The 21,144-nt window shown below is 62.4% G+C and carries 13 protein-coding genes (1 of these 13 running past the window's edge); 11 read left to right on the top strand and 2 right to left on the bottom strand.

The genetic code is table 11. From position 1 onward, the window contains the following. Positions 1 to 23: 23 nt before the first annotated feature. From EEB13_RS04500 to EEB13_RS04490, 3 genes are all read left to right on the top strand, one after another. A complete protein-coding gene (locus EEB13_RS04500) occupies positions 24 to 1,454 on the top strand; it encodes a hypothetical protein (RefSeq protein WP_141484693.1) in 1,431 nt (476 codons plus the stop codon). Then, positions 1,451 to 2,815 carry a PQQ-binding-like beta-propeller repeat protein gene (locus EEB13_RS04495; protein WP_141484692.1) on the top strand — a complete coding sequence of 455 codons (1,365 nt, stop codon included), beginning with the start codon at positions 1,451 to 1,453 and terminating at the stop codon, positions 2,813 to 2,815. Before EEB13_RS04500 ends, EEB13_RS04495 begins: the two co-directional genes overlap by 4 nt. 360 nt (positions 2,816 to 3,175) lie before the next feature. After that, entirely contained in the window at positions 3,176 to 3,436 is a 261-nt protein-coding gene (locus EEB13_RS04490) for a GlsB/YeaQ/YmgE family stress response membrane protein (RefSeq protein ID WP_033236946.1), read from the top strand. An 83-nt stretch (positions 3,437 to 3,519) separates the two neighbouring features. Here EEB13_RS04490 and EEB13_RS04485 read toward each other — a convergent pair whose 3' ends face one another. Next, the gene (locus EEB13_RS04485; RefSeq protein ID WP_092801705.1) at positions 3,520 to 4,248 is read right to left on the bottom strand and encodes a GTP pyrophosphokinase family protein; all 729 of its coding nucleotides are present in this window, start codon (positions 4,246 to 4,248) and stop codon (positions 3,520 to 3,522) included. Positions 4,249 to 4,315: 67 nt separating this feature from the next. Continuing rightward, positions 4,316 to 4,915, bottom strand: coding sequence for a TetR/AcrR family transcriptional regulator (locus tag EEB13_RS04480; RefSeq protein WP_033236945.1), 600 nt, complete (start codon positions 4,913 to 4,915; stop codon positions 4,316 to 4,318). Positions 4,916 to 5,013: 98 nt separating this feature from the next. On the opposite strand from EEB13_RS04480, the gene EEB13_RS04475 reads away from it, so the two are divergent. The 8 genes from EEB13_RS04475 to EEB13_RS04440 form a co-directional block, all read left to right on the top strand. Continuing rightward, positions 5,014 to 6,603 carry a carboxyl transferase domain-containing protein gene (locus EEB13_RS04475; RefSeq protein ID WP_045070858.1) on the top strand — a complete coding sequence of 530 codons (1,590 nt, stop codon included), beginning with the start codon at positions 5,014 to 5,016 and terminating at the stop codon, positions 6,601 to 6,603. 5 nt (positions 6,604 to 6,608) lie between these two features. Beyond that, the gene (locus EEB13_RS04470) at positions 6,609 to 8,648 is read left to right on the top strand and encodes an acetyl/propionyl/methylcrotonyl-CoA carboxylase subunit alpha (protein WP_141484691.1); all 2,040 of its coding nucleotides are present in this window, start codon (positions 6,609 to 6,611) and stop codon (positions 8,646 to 8,648) included. Further along, positions 8,648 to 9,811 (top strand): acyl-CoA dehydrogenase family protein, encoded by a 1,164-nt coding sequence (locus EEB13_RS04465; RefSeq protein WP_033236942.1) that lies wholly within the window; start codon positions 8,648 to 8,650, stop codon positions 9,809 to 9,811. Before EEB13_RS04470 ends, EEB13_RS04465 begins: the two co-directional genes overlap by 1 nt. 11 nt (positions 9,812 to 9,822) lie before the next feature. After that, positions 9,823 to 10,317 (top strand): MaoC family dehydratase, encoded by a 495-nt coding sequence (locus EEB13_RS04460; RefSeq protein ID WP_033236966.1) that lies wholly within the window; start codon positions 9,823 to 9,825, stop codon positions 10,315 to 10,317. Further along, positions 10,314 to 11,132 carry an HpcH/HpaI aldolase/citrate lyase family protein gene (locus EEB13_RS04455; RefSeq protein ID WP_033236941.1) on the top strand — a complete coding sequence of 273 codons (819 nt, stop codon included), beginning with the start codon at positions 10,314 to 10,316 and terminating at the stop codon, positions 11,130 to 11,132. Before EEB13_RS04460 ends, EEB13_RS04455 begins: the two co-directional genes overlap by 4 nt. Before the next feature lie 12 nt (positions 11,133 to 11,144). Then, on the top strand, positions 11,145 to 11,900 hold the full coding sequence (locus EEB13_RS04450) for a CoA transferase subunit A (protein ID WP_033236940.1): 756 nt from the start codon (positions 11,145 to 11,147) through the stop codon (positions 11,898 to 11,900). Next, positions 11,897 to 12,547: a 3-oxoacid CoA-transferase subunit B gene (locus tag EEB13_RS04445; RefSeq protein ID WP_033236939.1), complete on the top strand. Its 651-nt coding sequence runs from the start codon at positions 11,897 to 11,899 to the stop codon at positions 12,545 to 12,547. The genes EEB13_RS04450 and EEB13_RS04445 overlap by 4 nt, the downstream gene beginning before the upstream one ends. Positions 12,548 to 13,042: 495 nt before the next feature. Further along, positions 13,043 to 21,144: the 5' portion of a non-ribosomal peptide synthase/polyketide synthase gene (locus EEB13_RS04440; protein ID WP_141484690.1), read on the top strand. The gene runs 20,503 nt beyond the window's last position; only the first 8,102 of its 28,605 coding nucleotides appear in the window; its start codon is at positions 13,043 to 13,045; its stop codon lies beyond the right edge, outside the window.

Genomic DNA, 21,144 nt, shown 5'->3' with positions numbered 1-21,144 from the left:
CCCTGAGGAAACTGCGAGGGCTGGTGGCCGACAAGAATTCCGGTTCCGATCGGACCGAAAAGTGGACGGTCGCGCTCACGGTGGTCTCGTTGATGGCCGGCGGCATCGTCTTTGCCGGAGTAGTCGATCGATGGAGCGGTTCGGACTCCGGTGAACTGACTGCGTCGTCCGTCGGAACGACGCAGTCGACCGAGGAGACGCAGGCCGAGGAGAATTCGGAGTACACCTACGTAACACCAACGGTGGTGTACCCGACGAGTATCCCGGGATGCACCAGCGTCGAGTCGCCTGGCGACGGCTTGTCATCGATCTCGTACTGGTCGACCGGGGCACAAACCTACGACGATCCACGGTTCCCGTGGTTCTCCGCGCCCAAGGCAACGGTGATGTCCGAAGCCGTCCAGCGGTCGCTGCCGGCTGTCGCCGAGATCGAGTTCGCAAGCCCGGAACGATCGTTGAACTTCGGGCCCCTCCACGTTCCGTCGGAGTCGTCCGAACTGCCAGAGGGGTTCTCACTCGAGGAGATGGCGGATACGACGGCATCCGCGACGCTGGTACGGGACGGAAAGGCCGGAGCACTCGACATCCGGGTGACGTCCCATACGGGCCCGGTTCCCCCGTGTATTGCCGGCTCGCTCGTCGAGCGCCGCACTCTCGCCGACGGTTCTGTCGTGGACGCGCAGGACACGTGGAGCGAAACCAACGGCGTTCGCACCCTGTCGCGTTCAGCGCTTCTGTACGGCGCGGATAAAACCTTCATCCAGGCGAGCGCGACCGACGCGGTCTATGCCGGTAGCCCCGGGGTCGAGATCAGCGGGATGGTTCCGTTGACCGTCGAAGACCTGATCGCTTTGGTCAGCCTTCCGCAACTGCGCATTACGGCGCCGGTTCCACCAGGTACGGCGCCTATCCAGCCCGGTTGCCAAGGATCGACCCTCGACCCGTCCGGGCGGAAGCTGGATCGTGGCACCGTCGACGAGCTGGGAAGAGCTCTCCAATCAGGTTGGCGTGCGGCACCTCCCGGAATGCCAGTTCTCGAACCTGCGCTCGGGAGATTGGTTCTGGCCGAGAGCGACACCACGACCGCCTGTCAGGATCTTGTAGCGCGATCGGGCGGCAACGAGTCGGATCTGACTATTTCGATCACCAGCGGGCAGCCACTTCCCAAGGCGCCGAACAAGTACGACCCTTCGTACGACGGGCATCCGAAATCGGTGGTGACCGCCGAGGACGGCGCTGTGATCGTGCGCGACGAGCGTCATTACTCGGTCATGCCGATGGGGAATGGTGAAGGCACTCGCGAGGCAACGAGTGAACAGAGTCGGTCGGTAACGCTGACACAGCCCAATGGAACGCGGGTGTCGGTTCGTTCGTCGGCGGCGTCGCCGAACATGCCGATGACATACGAGCAATTGGAATTTCTCGCAACGATCGACGGGCTGGAGATTCGATGACCGAGCGGTTCTCTCCACGGGCACGTCTGGGCATCGCGGCACTTGCCGCGATAGTCACCGTTACCGCAGCAGTGGTCACCGTGATCGATGCCGGGAATCGTGCCCATTCCGTTGACGTCGGGGCGCCGCTGTGGGCCGTCGACGCCGCCGAGGTTCTCGGACGGGAGTTCGCGGTCTTTCGCAGCCCGCTCGGCGGAACCGAATTCAACATGGAGATGGGCGGATTCATCGACGCGGGCTCGATAGTGGTGACAATGGCAGGTATGCCGGACCGGCAGTCGTACTCACTCGACGACGCGGAACTCGTTGCGCTCGATGCCGAAGACGGCTCGGTGCGCTGGCGCGCGTCGGCCGTCGATATCGGCGGGTGTTCTCCGGCATTGCTGGACGGTTCGCTGCTGTGCTACTCCGGGCCGTATGTCACTGCCTCCGCGTACTCGGTTTTCGACATCGAGAGCGGCGAGCGTCGAGACGTTGTCACGCCGTGGTCACCGATCATCGCGGTTGTCTCGGGCGATGACGTCCTGGCCCTCGAGGGTGATATCGAGAGCAACGACGTTCGTGTCCACAGTGGAAGCGTCGACGATCCGGAAGCCAACTGGTCCAAGGCATTCGACGTCGGCGGATCGTGGGAATCCGGTTACGTCGAGCCGGTGATGTCGGTGCGCGGCGATCTGGGCCTGATTTCCCTCGACGAGACTCTGGGTTTCGATCCGGAGACCGGCGATCAACGGTGGTTGTACGGCTACACCACGTGCTCGACCACGCACACATCCTCTGACGGTGTCACTTTGGTTTTAGAACGTGATTGCCAGAACGATGGGCAAGCGACAAGAGCGTACGCAATTGATCAGTACGGGCACGAATTTGCCAGGGCGGATTTCGTGTCTTCCGGATCGGGATCGTATTTCAGTTTGCGTTACAGCCGTGACCAACCTGCCGGGGATTCGACTCCGATCATTCTGGGGGACAGCGGCTTCGACAGAAAGACCGGAGAGAAGCTGTGGACCAACCAGGAGGTGCTCGGTCCTGCGCAATCCTTGGCGGTGATCGGAGATGTGGTTGCTGTGACGAGCGCCGACGGTACGATCCGGTTCGTTGATCTGTCCAACGGGGAGGTCCTGTGGGATACCCGTACCGAACGTACCGGCGAGATTCTGTGGGACGGTGACCTCGTCGTAGACGAAGGAATTGTGTACGGAGTGAATCCTCGAACAGGTCAGCGCACCTGGGAGGTTCGTGTGGAACCGGACGGAGACGACGGCTTCGGCAGCTGGGTGCAACCGCGCGAGTTGTGGGGAGGAGAGCGGGTGCTGTTGCGCTCGAGTGAGGACCGCATCACTGCGTTGAAGCGCTCGTAAGTGCACCGGCCTGCGGCGCCGGAATGCTCCTTCCGGTGAAGGGATCCATCTCCTCGAGCGGTGGAATTCCTGGCGGCGCTCACACCGGTGACGGTGGATTGCGACAAGATAACTACAGGGTGTCTGGCGGGGTGAGAATCGAACTTCTTCAGTGTTCCAGGGCACGGGAAGGGTGGATTGCTGATGAGTCGCCACGTGTAGTGTGCTGTGTGTCGGTCGCATCTGGCGGCCGTGTATTTCAGGTTGCATCTCGGACAATAATTTGGACAACAGGCGACTGTTACCTGTAACTGTGGTTATTGTTCGACTGGGCGGAGATTTTTCGGCCGCACGCATGCACGACATGTGAGAGGGGCTGTCATGGGACAGATCATCGGGACCATTATTTTCGGTGCAGTAATCGGAATCCTTGCGCGCCTGGTGCTGCCAGGTAAGCAGCAGTACGGGATGATCATCACCATCGTCCTCGGTGTCGCCGGTGCATTGATCGGATACTGGGTGTGGGGCGCCATCTCGGACAAGGGTGATACCGGCGGAATCGACTGGATTCGCTGGATCATCAGCATCGCGGCAGCTGCAGTTCTGTCCCTCGGCTACAGCGCCGTGACGGGCAAGAAATAGGCATATCGCTTGGTCTGAAAAGTGCGCCCTCCCCATAGAGGAGGGCGCACTTTTGCCTGGGCAGAAATCTGTCTAGGCAGTGATCAGAGCCCGCGCTGTAGACGCAGGGCATTGAGAAACTGGGTCGGCAGTTCGAGTTCGACGCTCTCGTCGTCGGGATGGGGGAGAGCTTTGATCTTGGCGAACTCGTCGTTGAGTCGCTCCATCTTGACGTCCAGACGGTGTGCGGCGGCTGCGGCTTCGGTGAGCTCGTCGAGCAGTTCGGCCGGCACGTCCCGGTTGTACTTGTAATAGATCTTGTGCTCGAGACTGGCCCAGAAATCCATTGCGATGGTACGGATCTGGAGTTCGATCGGCACGTAAGAGACGCGGTCGCTCATGAAGACGGGCACTTCGACTATGAGGTGCAGACTCTTGTAGCCGTTGGGCTTGGGGTTGGCGATGTAGTCCTCGCGCTCGATCACCCGCAGATCCGACTGGCTGGTGAGCATTTCGGCGATCCGATAGGTGTCGGAAATGAAGCTGCAGGTAATGCGCACGCCGGCGATGTCGAAGATGTTCTTCGAGATGTCCTCGATGGTGATCGGAATGCCGAGTCGCTCGGCCTTGCGCATGATGCTCTCCGGCGTCTTCACCCGAGATGCGACGTGTTCGATGGGACTGTACTGATTGATGTGGGTGAACTCGTCCTTGAGGATATTCACCTTGGTCATCAGTTCGGCGATACCGAATTGGTACAGCATCATGAATCGGGAGAACTCGGTTCGCAGTTCGGCGAAATCTGTTCGACTGATTGCACTGCTGTCTTCCACGTTCGGCACGGCACCCTCATCTGTTAGCTGGTGCAACCAGTCTGCCACTGATTTTGCGGTGTCCGGTTCAGGGTGTGCGTAGTGCGGCGAGCGTCATAGCGCGCAGGACGCGGCGCGTTCGGGCAGGCGACGCCGGGTTGGCGCTGTGCGGAGTTGAGTTGATCAGGCCGAATGTGGCGTGGGCCTTGATTCGCGCGTCCGCTTCGTCGAGCGTCGGATCGAGCTGTTCGAGGACTCCTACCCACAGTTCCACGTATTTGCGCTGCGTCTGGCGGACTTGCCGTCGCGCGTCGGCCGGCAGGCTTTCGAGGTCGCGATCCTGGATGCGGATCAGGTCCGGTTCACCGAGTGCGAAGTCGAGATGGAACTCGACGAGGGCGTCGAGCGCTGACGTCGGGGAGTCGGCTGTCTCGGTTGCGGCCGAACCGCCCTCGTACAACCGGGTGCTGATCCCGACGAGTAGTTCGACCAGGACGGCATCCTTGTTGGGGAAGTGCCGGTATACGGCAGGTCCGCTGATTCCGGCGGCGGCGCCGAGATCTTCGAGTCGAACGCTCACGAATCCACGTTCGGCGATCAGGCGTGCGGCGGCGCCGAGGAGTTGACGTCTGCGATCCGCCTTCATCTGATCGCGCCGGGTCGGAGCCGTTACCTGCTCAGAGGGCATTCTTTTGATCTTTCTTCGCGTGTGACCTGGACAACTCAGTTAATCATAGTTAATCTAGTTTCAGTTATCGAGCATTAACTCATGGCGAAGGCGGCGGGATGACTCCCAGTGGAATCACGCAAGGGTCGGGATACCGATCCGATCACACCGTTCTGGTGGATGAACTGAAGAAGAAACTGGCTCAAGCCGCCCTCGGCGGCAACCAGAAATCGAGGGATCGGCACGTCAGTCGAGGGAAACTGCTTCCCCGGGATCGGGTGGATTCACTGCTCGATCCGGGCAGTCCCTTCCTGGAGTTGTCCCCGCTGGCCGCAAACGGCCTGTACGACGACGAGTGCCCCGGTGCCGGCGTGATTACGGGAATCGGCCGGGTGTCGGGGCGCGAATGTGTCATCGTGGCCAACGACGCAACGGTCAAGGGTGGCACGTACTACCCGATGACGGTGAAGAAGCATCTGCGTGCGCAGGAAGTGGCGTTGCAGAACAACCTTCCCTGCATCTACCTGGTCGACTCCGGTGGCGCCTTCCTACCGCGTCAGGACGAAGTCTTTCCGGACCGTGAACACTTCGGCCGGATCTTCTACAACCAGGCGACTATGAGCGCCAAGGGGATTCCCCAGATCGCTGCAGTTCTCGGTTCGTGCACCGCCGGCGGCGCCTACGTACCGGCAATGAGCGACGAGGCAGTCATCGTTCGTAATCAGGGCACCATCTTCCTCGGCGGACCGCCGCTGGTGAAGGCTGCGACCGGCGAGATCGTGACAGCCGAGGAGCTTGGCGGCGGCGACCTGCACTCCAAGGTTTCCGGTGTCACCGATCACCTGGCCGAGGACGACCGCGACGCACTTCGGATCGTGCGCAACATCATTGCCACACTTGGCCCCCGCTCCGAGCGCCCCTGGGACGTGATCTCGACAGTTCCGCCCGTCGCCGATCAGAGCGAACTCTACGACGTCGTCCCGACCGATCCCCGTACGCCGTACGACGTTCACGAGGTGATCACCAAGCTCGTTGACGGTGGCGCGTTCCAGGAGTTCAAGGCTGAATACGGCAAGACGCTGGTTACCGGGTTCGCCCACATCGAGGGCCACCCGGTCGGAATCATCGCCAACAACGGCGTGCTCTTCGGTGAATCAGCCATGAAGGGCGCACATTTCATCGAACTGTGCGACAAGCGCAGTGTTCCGCTGTTGTTCCTGCAGAACATCGCCGGCTTCATGGTGGGACGCGATTACGAGGCCGGCGGCATCGCCAAGCACGGCGCCAAGATGGTCACGGCCGTCGCGTGTGCGCGGGTTCCGAAGCTGACGGTGGTCATCGGCGGTTCGTACGGCGCGGGCAACTACTCCATGTGTGGACGCGCGTATTCGCCTCGCTTCCTGTGGATGTGGCCCAACGCGCGCATCTCGGTCATGGGCGGCGAGCAGGCCGCGTCGGTGCTCTCGACGGTTCGCAGCGAACAGCTCGACAGCGCGGGTAACCCGTGGTCGGCTGACGACGAAGAAGCGTTCAAGGCGCCGATCCGTGAGCAGTACGAGGCGCAGGGCAATCCGTACTACTCCACTGCTCGACTCTGGGACGACGGCGTGATCGACCCGGCAGATACCAGAACTGTTCTCGGCCTGGCTCTCTCGGTGTGTGCAAACGCGCCGATCGAGCCGGTCTCCTACGGCGTCTTCAGGATGTGAGAGAGATGACTGAGCTTCGCACCATAGATACCGTCCTCGTTGCCAACCGTGGTGAGATCGCTGTTCGTGTGATTCGCACGTTGCGGGAGTTGGGAATTCGCAGCGTTGCCGTCTACAGCGACGCCGACGCCAATGCGCGCCACGTCCGAGAAGCCGATACTGCCGTCAACATCGGGCCTGCTCCGGCGCGCGAGAGCTACCTCGTCATCGACAAGGTGATCGACGCCGCCAAGGCCACCGGTGCCCAGGGTATTCACCCGGGTTACGGCTTCCTGTCGGAGAATTCGGCTTTCTCGGCAGCCTGCGCCGCGGCCGGGATCGCGTTCCTCGGGCCAAACGAGCGTGCCATCGAGGTGATGGGCGACAAGATCACCGCAAAAAACGCGGTGGCGGCATTCGACGTCCCGGTGGTTCCGGGTATCGCGCGACCGAATCTGACCGACGAAGAACTGATCGCGGCAGCCGAGGACATCGGTTACCCGGTACTCGTCAAGCCGTCGGCAGGCGGCGGCGGTAAGGGTATGCGGTTGGTCGAAGATCCGGCCAATCTGGCGGAAGCGCTGCGCAGCGCTCGCCGCGAGGCCGCGTCGTCGTTCGGTGACGACACGCTGTTCCTCGAACGATTTGTCCTGCGGCCCCGGCACATCGAAGTCCAGGTTCTCGCCGATCAGCACGGTAACGTCGTTCACCTCGGTGAGCGTGAGTGCAGCCTGCAGCGGCGTCACCAGAAGGTCATCGAAGAGGCGCCGTCACCCCTGCTGGATCAGGTGACGCGCGACCGCATCGGCGCAGCAGCGTGCAATACCGCTCGCAGCGTCGACTACACCGGTGCCGGCACCGTCGAGTTCATCGTTTCGGCCGACAAGCCGGACGAGTTCTTCTTCATGGAGATGAACACCCGACTGCAGGTCGAGCACCCGGTCACCGAAATGGTCACCGGACTCGACCTGGTCGAGTGGCAGGTACGCGTCGCGGCCGGGGAGAAGCTGGCTTTCGAGCAGAGCGACATCACCTTGACCGGGCACGCCATCGAAGCCCGCGTGTACGCCGAAGATCCGGGACGCGGATTCCTACCGACCGGTGGCAGCGTCGTCGGGCTCGTCGAGCCGTCGGGATCGGGCGTACGCGTCGATTCGGGCCTGCTCGAGGGAACCGTCGTCGGCAGCGACTACGACCCGATGCTCAGCAAGGTCATCGCACACGCTTCCGACCGCGCCGGTGCTTTGCGCAAGCTCGATCGTGCGCTCGGCGACACCGCGGTTCTCGGCGTGGTCACCAACATCGAATTTGCACGCTTCCTCCTTGCCGATCCGGATGTGATCGCGGGCAACCTCGATACCGGCCTCCTCGATCGTCGGGTTGAAGACTTTGTCGCGGCAGACGCCACGGACGAGGTCCTCATTGCCGCTGCGGCCTATCGCTGGCTGGCACGGTGGACGACTGCAGCATCGGTAGACCCTTGGGACGTTCCCAGCGGATGGCGCGTGGGGACTCCGGCTCCGACCAGCATCCGCCTGTCGGCCGGAACCCGGATTGCGCATGTGTCGATAGTCGGGACTCCCACAGACGCAAAGGTCGAGGTCGAAGGATCGCAGCCGCAGGCTTTCAGTGCCGGCTTGACGGGATCGGAACTGGCTGTGGTGATCGACGGGCGTCGGCGCACGTTTGTCGTGGCCGAGACCGAGGGTGGGTTGTGGCTGGCCGGCGGCGGAACCTGGCATGTCCGCGAAGTTGCCGAGGTCAGCGTCCGAGGCGACGACGCGCACGCCGGTGACGCCGAAATCGCAAGTCCGATGCCGGGTGCGGTGATCGCGGTCAACGTCGAGAACGGCGCAGCCGTGTCGGTGGGGCAGTCACTGGTGGTCGTCGAGGCCATGAAGATGGAGCACTCGCTGACCTCGCCGATCGACGGAACTGTGGAAGTGCTTGTCCGTCAGGGCGATCAGGTGATGGTGGATCAGATTCTGGCCCGCGTCGTACCCACCGCCGAAGCAGACACTGCAGAAGAAGACACCGAGAACACGACTCAGAAGGAAGAAGCCTGATGTCCGATTACCTTGCCACCGGAGCGCTTCCGGACGAGTACCAGCAGTTGGCCAAGACCGTTGCGGACTTCGCCAAGACAGTTGTGGCGCCGGTTGCCGCCGAGCACGACGCCAATCACACCTTCCCGTACGAGGTTGTTGCCGGGATGGCGGAGATGGGCCTGTTCGGTCTGCCGTTCCCCGAGGAGTACGGCGGAATGGGCGGCGACTACTTTGCCCTGTGCCTCGCGCTCGAGGAATTGGGCAAGGTGGATCAGAGTGTCGCGATCACTCTCGAAGCCGGAGTGTCCCTCGGCGCCATGCCGATCTACCGATTTGGCAACGACGCGCAGAAGGAAGAGTGGCTGCCGCAGCTCACCAGCGGAAAGTCGCTTGCCGCCTTCGGATTGACCGAGCCTGGCGCCGGTAGCGATGCCGGTGGAACCAAGACCACCGCCAAGTTCGACAGCGGCGAGTGGATCATCAACGGCAACAAGCAGTTCATCACCAACTCGGGCACCGACATCACGAAGCTCGTGACGGTCACCGCGGTTACGGGTGTCAAGGACGGCGGCAAGAAGGAAATCTCGACGATTCTCGTGCCGACCACGACGCCGGGATTCACGGCTGAGCCTGCTTACAACAAGGTCGGCTGGAATGCCTCCGACACCCACCCGCTCACGTTCGCGGATGTCCGTGTCCCCGAAGAGAACCTGCTCGGTGAGCGTGGCCGCGGCTACGCGAACTTCCTGCGCATTCTCGACGAAGGTCGCATCGCCATTTCGGCGTTGAGCGTCGGTGCCGCCCAGGGTTGCGTCGACGAGTCGATCAAGTACGCGAAGGAACGCGAGGCATTCGGACGCCCCATCGGTCAGAACCAGGCCATCGCGTTCAAGATCGCGCGCATGGAAGCTCGCGCCCACGTGGCCCGCACCGCGTACTACGACGCGGCCGCATTGATGCTGTCCGGCAAGCCGTTCAAGAAGCAGGCATCCATCGCCAAGCTCATCTCCTCCGAAGCTGCCATGGACAACGCCCGCGACGCCACCCAGATCCACGGCGGATACGGATTCATGAACGAATACGCAGTCGCGCGGCACTACCGTGACAGTAAGATTCTGGAGATCGGCGAAGGCACTACCGAGGTGCAGTTGATGCTCATCGCACGTGAGGCGGGGTTGTGACGAACTCTCAGATGAACAACGCAGAGACCAAGAAGATCACTCAGCGCGGACTCTGGTTCGAGGAGTTCGAACTTGGCGCAATCTACGAGCACCGCCCAGGCCGCACGGTCACCGAGGCCGACAACGTGCTGTTCACGACGTTGACAATGAACACGCAGGCACTGCATCTCGACGCCGCGTACAGCGAGGACACACAGTTCGGTGTGCGCCTGGTCAATTCGATGTTCACGCTGTCGACGATCGTGGGACTTTCGGTTGCACAATTGACGCAGGGAACCATCGTGGCAAATCTCGGGTTCTCGGACATCAGTTTCCCGAAGCCGCTCTTCCACGGCGATACCCTGTATGCGGAGACGTTGATCGCCGACAAGCGTGAATCGAAGAGCCGCCCGGGTGAAGGCATCGTGACGTTGGTCCACACCGGTCGTAATCAGCACGGCGACGTCGTGGCCGTGGCAACTCGTAAAACGTTGGTGCAGTTGAGGCCGCAAGGAGAATCGTCGTGACGTGGATTCCGCCGGGGCCGGCGTGGTTGTTCTGCCCGGCAGATCGCCCGGAGCGCTATGCAAAAGCTGCGGCGGCAGCCGACGTTGTCATTCTCGACCTCGAGGACGGCGTTGCCGCTGACGACAAGGAGGCAGCGCGCACCGCGCTGATCGACACACCGCTCGACCCGGAACGCACGGTGGTGCGCGTCAATCCCGTCGGCACTCGCGAGCACGAACTCGACCTGCTTGCCCTCGACGGCACGCATTACACGCGTTTGATGCTCTCCAAGTGCGAATCGGCCGACGACGTTCTCTCGCTGGCCCCCGCCGAGGTCGTTGCGTTGGTCGAGTCGCCGCTCGGCGCACTGGCCGTGCAGGAAATCGCTCTGGCGGCCAACACCATCGGCGTGATGTGGGGCGCTGAGGACCTGATCGCCGGTCTCGGAGGCAATGCCAGTCGTCATCAGGACGGTTCGTACCGCGACGTTGCGAGGCACGTTCGCTCGAATACTTTGCTGGCAGCGAAGAGCTACGGCCGACTGGCTGTCGATTCCGTGTACCTCGACATCAAGGACCTGGTCGGACTTGGCGTCGAATCCGCCGACGCCGTTGCCGTCGGGTTCGACGTCAAGGTTGCGATTCACCCCAGCCAGGTTGATGTCATCCGCGCAGCGTTCGCGCCGTCGGAGTCGGAAATCGACTGGGCACAAAGGGTTCTTGCGGCAGTGGCCCATGAACGTGGTGTGTTTGCCTTCGAAGGCAAGATGGTGGACGCGCCCGTTCTGCGTCACGCCGAGAAACTGCTGCATCGCGCCGGTATCCTCCCCGAGTAAGGAGAACAACGCATGAGCAAAGTTGTGAGTTCGGCACTCGACGCGGTTGCCGACATCGCCAGCGGGTCCACGCTTGCCGTCGGTGGGTTCGGACTGTGCGGAATTCCCGACGCCTTGATCGCGGCTATAGCCGAGGGTACCGCCACCGATCTGGAAGTGTTCTCCAACAACTGTGGTGTCGACGATTACGGTCTCGGAATTCTCCTGAGCGCTCATCGCATTGCGCGAGTAACCGCGTCGTACGTGGGGGAGAATAAAGAGTTTGCACGCCAGTACCTTTCGGGTGAGCTCGAAGTGGAGCTGACGCCGCAGGGAACCCTGGCCGAGCGTCTGCGTGCGGGCGGTGCTGGCATCCCGGCGTTCTACACACCGGCCGGCGTGGGCACCCCCATCGAAGAGGGCGGGTTGCCCTGGCGTTACAACTCCGACGGATCCATTGCCGTCGCTTCTCCGCCCAAGGCGACCGCCGTTTTCGGGGATCGCCGCTATGTGTTGGAAGAATCGATTACCGCGGATTTTGCATTGGTGCATGCCGACTACGGCGATACCGAAGGCAACCTCGTCTTCAACAAGACCGCGATGAACTTCAATCCTCTTGCCGCAATGGCTGGTCGGATCACCATCGCACAGGTGGAACATCTGGTCGAGCCCGGCGAAATCGACCCGGCACACGTTCACCTTCCCGGTGTGTTCGTCCAGCGGGTCGTACATACGGGTGTGCAAGACAAGAGGATCGAGAAGCGAACCGTCTCAGGAGGCACCAAGTGACCAGTTCGGAGGAAACTCGTGTCGGTTGGACTCGCCACGAGATGGCCGCACGTGCGGCTGCGGAGATGCGGCCGGGCGAATACGTCAATTTGGGAATCGGACTGCCGACACTGATCCCGAGCTATCTTCCTGAGGGCGTGAGGGTTGTACTGCACAGCGAGAACGGCATCCTTGGCACCGGGCCGTACCCGACCGAGGATCAGGTCGACGCCGACCTCATCAACGCGGGCAAGGAAACCGTCACCGTCAATCCAGGCGCCGCGTTCTTCGACTCTGCACTGTCCTTCGGCATGATTCGTGGCGGCCACATCGATACTGCCGTTCTCGGTGGCATGCAGGTGTCGAGTACCGGTGATCTCGCCAACTGGATGGTGCCCGGCAAGATGGTCAAGGGCATGGGCGGCGCGATGGATCTTGTCCACGGCGCTCGCCGCGTGATCGTGGTGATGGAGCATACCGACCGGGAGGGAAACCCGAAGATCCTCGAGCGGTGCACTTTGCCGTTGACGGGCCAAGGTGTGGTACATCGCATCATCACCGATCTGGCCGTGCTGGATGTCACACCGGAGGGCATTGCGCTGGTGGAGCTGGCACCGGGCGTCAGCGCTGAGTATCTGCAGAATGTGACGGGCGTTACGCTCGTGTGAATGAGTTGTGAGGTACGGAGAAACGCGTCGGCGCATAGCCGGCGCGTTTCTTCGTGAGTAGGACCCGACCGAAGTCCGAACCGGCTGACGGCGGTCGATTTGTCTGGATAAAAAGGCCCGTGAACAGCGCGATTCCTCGCGAATTGCCGAGCCTGTACATTTATCGGGCGGTTACGCGGGGATTCGCGCGCGCGATAGGCCCGTGCGCGGAACTGCTTCGATCGTGCCCGTCGGAACGGTAGTGAGGGAGGGGGTTGTCCGCTGCGATTGTCGGATCCTGAGACGAGCCTTCGCGGTGGGCGAATTGTGGCTTGTTGCTGTAACGAACCTTCACTTCAAACTCGATATGTCTGGGTGTGGCTTTGTCATGCCTGCGGCCCATCGGAGATGATGGATCGTTCTGGCTCATTGAGGGTAGATGAGATCGGTACAAGTTGTGGCGGCGAGATGTGCGTCACAGCGTGTGCGTAATGGTGTGGAAGAGAGGCTGTGGGCGTGAAGTCGCTGGGAAACGGAAAACTGGAGAGCGGTAAGTCGGAGGTCGGCAGCTCGCCGGAAGAAGTTCAGCGATCTGGCGCATTCCCACTCTCGGCCGCACAGCTCGGTATGTGGTTCGCGCAGCACCTCGATCCCAGCGTCCCCGTCAACATCGCGCAGTACGTCGAACTTCGTGGCGCGTTGCAGCTGAACGTGCTCCGGGCGGCGTGCGCCGACGCCGGCCGCGAAATCGGTTCGGCCTTCGTTCGGATCATCGAAGTCGATGCACAGCCTTTCCAGATCATCGACGACACCCTTGACGACTCGGTCGGCTATGTCGACGTCCGCAGTGAGGCCGACCCCCACGACGCGGCAATGCGGTGGATGCGCGCAGACCGAAGCCGTCCCGTGGACATGCTCGAAGACCGGTTGATCTCGGCAACCATCCTGCGCCTCGAACAGGACCGCTACTACTGGTACACCCGGGTCCATCACACGATCCTCGACGGTTTCGGCGCGTCCACATTTGTCACTCGAGTCGCCGAGTTGTACTCGGCCCGCGTCGAAGGCCGTGAGCCCACGCCCAACGAGGCATCCGACCTGCGCGACGTGTACGAGGTCGACAACACCTACCGCAATTCCCATCGGTTCGACACCGACCGCACTTTCTGGGCCGAGAAGATCGCCGACCTCGACGAGATTTCGAGCCTGGCCGGTCGCAGCGCCCCGCCGACGCCGGTCAGCCGCATCAACAGTGCGGCGCTGTCCAACCATGTGGAAGCGTTGCTCGCGCGATTCCTCGAACGCGTCGAGAAGACCACGGTGGCCGGCACGGTGGTCGCAGCATTTGCCGCGTACCTGGCCCAGATGACCGGAAGCGAGGACGTGTCGCTGTCGCTACCCGTCTCGGGCCGCACCACGGCAGTGCTCCGCCGATCCGGCGGAATGGTGTCCAACGTGGTGCCATTGCGCTTGAGGATTACCTCGACGACAACCGTCCAGGAACTTCTCGACGCCGTTGGCAGTGAGATGTCGGGCGCCCTGCGCCATCAGCGATACCGGCACGAAGACATGGTCCGCGACGGTGACGGGCCAGGTCAGGGCGGATTCTTCGGCCCGTGGATCAACATCATGATGTTCTCCACCGAACTTGCCTTCGGGCCACTGGTCGGTGAATTACACATCCTGTCAACGGGTTTGATCGAAGACCTCGGTGTCAACCTGTACCAGAGCGTCGGCGACACCCGGACGCACATCGACTTCGAGTCGAATCCCAACCTCTATTCCGCGTCGGTCGCCGAGCGTAACCATTCGCGCTTTGTCGAGTTCCTCGAAAAGTTCATCTCCGCCGAAACATCTCGCCGAGTGTGGGACCTGCCCATCGCGTCCGAAGAGGAGCGCAAGAAAGTCGCGCTCTGGAATCGAACCGGTTACCACGTACTTTCGCAGTCCATCACCGAGCCGTTCGAGCGTCAGGTCGATCGAACCCCGGACGCCACCGCGCTGATCTTCGAGGGGAGTTCACTCACCTACGCGGAGTTCGACGCGAAGGTCAACGGCCTCGCTCGCAAGCTCATCGACATGGGTGTTGGTCCGGAATCCCTTGTGGGATTGGCTATTCGGCGTTCCCTCGACCTCATGGTCGGACTGTATGCGATTGCAAAGGCCGGCGGCGCTTGGGTGCCGGTCGATCCAGACCATCCGGCAGATCGAACGGCGTACATCCTCGATTCCGCACGGCCGGTGTGTGTTCTGACCACCGCTCGGGATCAGGTGGACCTGCCGCTCGGAACCCGAGTTCTCGAAATCGATCAACTCGACGACGCGGAACTCGACACCCGTCCAGTCACGGATTCGGATCGGGTGTCGCCCCTGCGATATTCGAATACGGCGTATGTCATCTACACGTCGGGTTCGACCGGTCGCCCGAAGGGCGTTGCGGTCACACATGCGGCGATCAACAACCAGCTCCAGTGGATGAACTCCGAGTACCACCTCGGCGCATCGGACGTATACCTGCAGAAGACAGCTACTACGTTCGACGTGTCTCTGTGGGGATTCTTCATGCCGTTGCGGGTTGGTGCGACCCTCGTTGTCGCGACCCCGGACGGTCATCGTGACCCGATGTACGTGGCTGCCAAGATTGCCGAGCATCGTGTCACCGTGACGGACTTCGTCCCGTCGATGCTCACCTTGTTCACCGCGAATGCCCCTGCCGGGTCATGTGATTCACTGCGCCACGTCTTTGTCATCGGTGAGGCGTTGCCGCCCGAGACGGCTACGGCCTTCCGTGAACTGTGCAGCGCGGATCTGCACAACCTGTACGGCCCCACCGAAGCTGCGGTCTCGGTAACCTACTACGAGGCTCGCAGGTCCGACACTACGTCGGTCCCGATCGGCTTGCCGCAGTGGAATACTCAGGCCTACGTCCTCGATTCGCACCTCCGCGCAACGCCGATCGGCCAGCCGGGCGAGCTGTACCTCGCCGGAGTGCAGTTGGCCCGCGGATACGTCGGTCGACCTGACCTCAGCTCCGATCGTTTTGTGGCAAACCCCTACGGTCCCGCCGGGGAACGTATGTACCGAACCGGCGACCTCGTGCGTCGACGTGACGACGGAAACCTCGACTACATCGGACGCACCGACTTCCAGGTGAAGTTCCGCGGCCAGCGCATCGAGCTCGGCGAGATCGAGACCGTGCTGCTCGCGCATCCCGACGTCTCGCAGGCCGTCGTGTTGGTGGTGCAGACACCGACCGGCGACCAGTTGGTCGGCTACATCGTGCCGGGTCCTGGCCGTTCCGTTGATTCGGCTGCTTTGAGCGAATTTGCGGGTCGAAGCCTGCCGTCGTACATGGTTCCGGCTGCACTGATGGTCTTGGAAGCGTTGCCGCTCAACACCAGTGGCAAGCTTGATCGCGCAGCGCTCCCGGAACCTGTCTTCGCCAGCGCCAAGCAGTACCGGGAACCGCGCACCGATACCGAGCGAGTTGTCGCCGACGTTTTTGCCGACGTCCTCGGTGTGGAGCAAGTGGGTCTCGACGACGATTTCTTCGAGCTCGGTGGAAACTCCTTGGTGGCAACACAAGTGGTCACCAGAGTGGGCTCCGCGATGGGTGTCCAACTCGGTGTGCGCGAGCTCTTCGAATCGACCACAGTGGCGACGCTTGCCGCGCGGGCCGAATCGCTGGCGGGAAATGTTCGGCCGCTGGCGCCACTCGTCGCAAAGCCGCGTCCCGACGTCATTCCGGTGTCCTTGGCGCAGCAGCGAATGTGGTTCCTCAACAAGCTCGACCCGTCGACGCCGGTTTACAACCTTCCGTTCACGGTGCGATTGACCGGCGCTGTCGATCCCGCGGCCTTGCACGCCTCGGTGATGGATCTTCTCGAGCGGCACGAGTCGCTGCGCACGCTCTATCCCGACAGCGACGGCACCGCGCAGCAGGTGATTCTGCCGATCGACCAGGTGTCCATCGATCTCACTCCGCGGCGAATCTCCAAGCGTGAGGTGCAGGCCGCCGCTGTCGAGATCGCCGGACGCGGATTCGACGTGGCAACCGAGATCCCGTTGCGCGTCACGTTGTTCGAGGTCACAGCCACCGATTTTGTCCTTGTCATGGTGCTGCACCACATTGCGGCAGACGGCTTGTCCTTCCGCCCGTTGGCCCGTGATCTCCTGGTCGCGTACTCCGCACGTAGCGAGCACACCGCACCGGCGTGGACGCCGCTGCCTGTGCAGTACGCGGATTATGCGCTCTGGCAACGCGCGGCCCTGGGATCCGAAGATGATCCTTCGTCGGAGTCCGCACGTCAGATCGCCTTCTGGCGTGAGTCACTCGCTGGGCTTCCCGACCAGCTGGACCTGCCGACCGACCGCCCCCGTCCGGCCGTTGCCTCCAATCGCGGTGCCAAGCACCACTTCCACATCAGTGAGCGCACCACCCGCAAATTGAACGCGTTGGCACGTTCGAAGAACGCGTCGCTCTTCATGGTTCTGCAAGCGGCGTATGCGGCGCTGCTCAGCCGACTCAGCGGTACCTCGGATATTGCCGTCGGCGCTCCCGTCGGCGGTCGAAGCGACGAAGCGCTGAGCGATGTCATCGGTATGTTCGTGAATACCTTGGTGTTGCGGACCGAGGTAGACGCAGGCGAAACGTTCGAAGACTTGCTTGCCCGGGTGCGCGAGTCGGGACTGAGCGCCTACGGACACGCGGACGTGCCGTTCGAGCGTCTTGTCGAGGTCCTGAATCCGGCGCGGTCCCAGTCGCGTCATCCGTTGTTCCAGGTCGCGTTGACCGCCGAGATCAGTGGACGTCGCCAGTTGCAGTTCTCGGGGATCACTGCGGTCGCCACCGAACTGGAAGTTCCGGTCGCCAAGTTCGATCTCGAGCTGATGGTGTCGGAAAATCCTGAAGGAAGCGATGATTCAGATGTCCTGGACGCTACCTTCACCTATGCCACGGATCTGTTCGATGCATCGACCGTAGCTACGTTCGCCACTCGCTTCGTCCGGATTCTCGACGCGGTCACGGCTCGGCCGGCGACCACGGTCGGAGATCTCGAACTGCTCTCGCCGACTGAATTCGTCGACCTCACCTACGTCGCGTCCGACGACGCGATGCCGCGAGCGAGCCTGGCCGACATCCTCACTGCAGGTACGGCTGATCCGGAATCGGTCGCAGTGCGATTCGAGGGACGTTCGGTTACCTACCGTGAGCTCGACGAGCAGTCGTCACGGTTGGCCCGGGCGCTCATTGCGCGCGACATCGGTCCGGAAACCACTGTTGCGCTGGCATTTCCACGGTCTTATGACATGGTTCGCGCGGTGTGGGCAGTGGCAAAGACCGGCGCCGCCTACGTTCCGGTCGATCCGAACTACCCGGACGACCGTGTTCGCCACATGCTGTCGGATTCCGCGGCACGAATCGGTTTGACGTCATCGGAGTTCCTGGGACAGCTGCCTGCCGCCACCGAATGGTGGGCACTCGACGATCCGTCCACCGTGAACCTCGTCGACGCCCAATCGGGTGCCACGGTCGTCGATTCCGAACGAACCACGCCGCTGCGCGACGAGCATGTTGCATACCTGATCTACACCTCCGGTTCCACCGGAAAGCCCAAGGGTGTCAGCGTTACCCACGGCGGCCTCCGTGGTGTTCGTGATGCCGCGCAGCGGCGATACGGAGTCGACGAGGAGTCCCGGTTCCTGCACATCTGTTCACCGAGTTTCGATCCGTCGGTTCTCGAATGGATGGTGGCCTTCTCCACCGGCGCCACCCTTGTCATCGTTCCACCGGCGATCATCGGTGGCCCCGAACTGACCACACTGTTGCGCGACGAGCATGTCACCCACGCGATCATCACGCCCGCGGTGCTCGGCACGATGGACGCAGCCGAGCTGCCGGAGTTGGCCGTAGTCTCCGTCGGCGGCGACGTGACCACACCGGAACTGCTGGCAACGTGGGCACCGGGACGTGAGTACTTCAACGGTTACGGTCCTACCGAAACCACCATCATTTCGTCGTACGGGCACCTCACGGCAGGTCTGCCCATCGACATCGGCCGCCCCGTCGAGGGAATGTCGGCGCTTGTCCTCGATGAGCGACTTCACCCCGTCCCGGTCGGTACCAGGGGTGAACTCTATTTTGCGGGTGCGGCATTGGCCCGCGGGTACCACGATCGCTACGCGCTGACATCGGAGCGGTTTGTCGCCAACCCGTACTCGTCGGACGGCTCCCGGATGTACCGCACCGGCGACGTCGTGCGGTGGACCGGCACTTCTCGCGAGGGTGAGCCGGGCGTCCTGGAGTACATGGGCCGCAGCGACTTCCAGGTCAAGGTGCGTGGTTTCCGCATCGAACTCGGCGAGATCGACGCCGCGCTGACAGCACACGAGGACGTTCGTTTCGCCGTGACTCTGGGCCGTGAAGGCATCGCGGGAGTCATGGCCCTGGTCTCTTATGTCCAACTCGAAGGCGATGCGAGTTTCGACGCCGAACGCCTCGCGGGTTTTGTCGGTGAATCCCTGCCGAGTTACATGGTTCCGTCGGTCATCATGGCCTTGGACGAGGTTCCGCTGACTCCGGTCGGAAAGCTCGACCGGGACGCGCTGCCGGAGCCGGTGTTCGAGGTGCGTGAATTCCGCGCGCCCACAACGCCGGTCGAGGAAATCGTCGCACAGATCATTGCCGATGTTCTCGGGGTGGAGCGAGTCGGACTCGATGACGACTTCTTTGCTCTCGGTGGCAACTCGCTCGTCGCCACGCAGGTCACCTCGCGCTTGGGCGCTGCACTCGACACCACGGTGCCGGTCCGCACGTTGTTCGACGTGTCGAGCGTCGAGGCACTCGCCGCGCGGGTGGAGACACACGCGGGCAGTGGTGGGCGCACCGCACTCGTCGCGCAGACGCGTCCGAGCAGTATTCCGTTGTCGCTCGCCCAGCAGCGCATGTGGTTCCTCAACCGCTACGACACGGCGTCTGCGGCGTACAACATCACCTTCGCGCTTCACTTGAGTGGAAATCTCGACGTCGCCGCGATGGAAGCAGCGTTCGAGGACGTGCTGGCTCGGCACGAGGTTCTTCGCACGGTGTACCCGGATACCGAATCCGGTCCGGTGCAGTCGATTCTCGACGTCGACAATGTGTTCCAGGGTCTCGATGTGGTGTCCGTCGACACCGGTGAACTCGACGACGCCATTGCCGCAGTCGGTTCGACGGCACTCGACATCACCGTTGACGTGCCGATCCGCGTGCGTCTGTTGACGCTGAGTGACACCGAGCACGTGCTGGCGATCATGGTTCACCACATTGCCGCAGACGGGTGGTCGATGGCGCCGCTGGGCCGCGACCTGATGATCGCGTACTCGGCTCGCAAGGACGGGATTGTTCCTCAGTGGCAACCGCTTTCGGTGCAGTACGCCGACTACGCGCTGTGGCAGCGTGCGGTCCTGGGTTCCGAGGACGACGCATCGTCACTGATGTCCCAGCAGATCTCGTTCTGGAGCGAGACGCTCGCGGGTCTGCCTGACCGGATCGAACTGCCCGCTGACCGGGCTCGACCCGATGTTGCGTCGATGCGCGGCGAACGATTTGCCTTCGACATCGCGCCCGAGTTGCATGTTCGCCTCGATTCACTTGCACGGGAGCACAATGCAACGCTGTTCATGGCGCTGCATGCCGCACTTGCGCTGCTGCTCGCGCGCCTGAGTGGGACATCGGATATCTCGGTGGGTACTCCCGTCGCCGGCCGCGGCGAGGCAGCGCTCGACGATCTGGTCGGCATGTTCGTCAACACTCTGGTCCTGCGCACCGAGGTCGACACGTCGGCTCCGTTCACGGAACTGCTTGCGGCGTCGAGCGATGCCGCGCTCAGCGCATTTGCCCATGCGGACGTCCCGTTCGAGCGGTTGGTCGACGTCCTGGCTCCCGCCAGGTCCCAGGCCAGGCATCCGCTCTTCCAGGTTGTTCTCTCGTTGCAGAATCTGGCGCAGACCGAGCTGGAACTTCCCGGCCTGGCAGTCAAGGCTGCCGAGATCGACACGACAACAGCGAAGTTCGATCTCGAACTGTCGGTATCCGAGTCCATCGGAGTGCACGGCGAACTTCAGGGAATAGCCGCGGAGTTCACCTACGCTGCCGATTTGTTCGACAGCGGCACCGTCGAGGGCTTTGCTCGCCGACTGGTGCGCATTCTGGAATCCGTGGTCGCTGCCCCCGCAGTCGCTGTGGGCGACATCAATATTCTCGAGTCTTCTGAGCGGCTCGAGCTGACCGATGTGCGCGGCGCACAGGGTATTTCGGGAACACTGGCCGGAATTCTCACCGATGCCGCAGCCGTGAACCCGGACGCGCAAGCTATCAGTTACGCCGGTGAAACGATCACCTACCGTGAGCTCGACGAGCGCTCGTCCCAGGTGGCTCGTGTCTTGATCGGCCGCGGTGTCGGCGCCGAAGATCGAGTGGCCATTGCCATTCCGCGATCGTCAGATTCCGTGCTCGCATTGTGGGCGGTAGCCAAGACCGGCGCCGCCTTCGTGCCCGTAGACCCCACCTATCCGGTTGATCGCATCACTCACATGGTCTCGGACTCGGGTGCCACAGTCGGTCTTACGACGGAAGA

This window comes from Rhodococcus sp. WS3 (assembly GCF_003797085.1).
GTDB classification, from domain to species: domain Bacteria; phylum Actinomycetota; class Actinomycetes; order Mycobacteriales; family Mycobacteriaceae; genus Rhodococcus_F; species Rhodococcus_F globerula.
The sequence above is the reverse complement of the archived record's forward strand: the minus strand, read 5'-3'. Positions and strand labels throughout refer to the sequence as shown.

What these genes read in the sequence shown, in the direction of transcription:
- EEB13_RS04490 (WP_033236946.1), top strand. Translation starts at nt 3,176, where the DNA reads ATGGGACAGATCATCGGGACCATTATTTTCGGTGCAGTAATCGGAATC.
- EEB13_RS04480 (WP_033236945.1), bottom strand. Translation starts at nt 4,915, where the DNA reads ATGCCCTCTGAGCAGGTAACGGCTCCGACCCGGCGCGATCAGATGAAG.
- EEB13_RS04450 (WP_033236940.1), top strand. Translation starts at nt 11,145, where the DNA reads ATGAGCAAAGTTGTGAGTTCGGCACTCGACGCGGTTGCCGACATCGCC.
- EEB13_RS04465 (WP_033236942.1), top strand. Translation starts at nt 8,648, where the DNA reads ATGTCCGATTACCTTGCCACCGGAGCGCTTCCGGACGAGTACCAGCAG.
- EEB13_RS04470 (WP_141484691.1), top strand. Translation starts at nt 6,609, where the DNA reads ATGACTGAGCTTCGCACCATAGATACCGTCCTCGTTGCCAACCGTGGT.
- EEB13_RS04495 (WP_141484692.1), top strand. Translation starts at nt 1,451, where the DNA reads ATGACCGAGCGGTTCTCTCCACGGGCACGTCTGGGCATCGCGGCACTT.
- EEB13_RS04475 (WP_045070858.1), top strand. Translation starts at nt 5,014, where the DNA reads ATGACTCCCAGTGGAATCACGCAAGGGTCGGGATACCGATCCGATCAC.
- EEB13_RS04460 (WP_033236966.1), top strand. Translation starts at nt 9,823, where the DNA reads ATGAACAACGCAGAGACCAAGAAGATCACTCAGCGCGGACTCTGGTTC.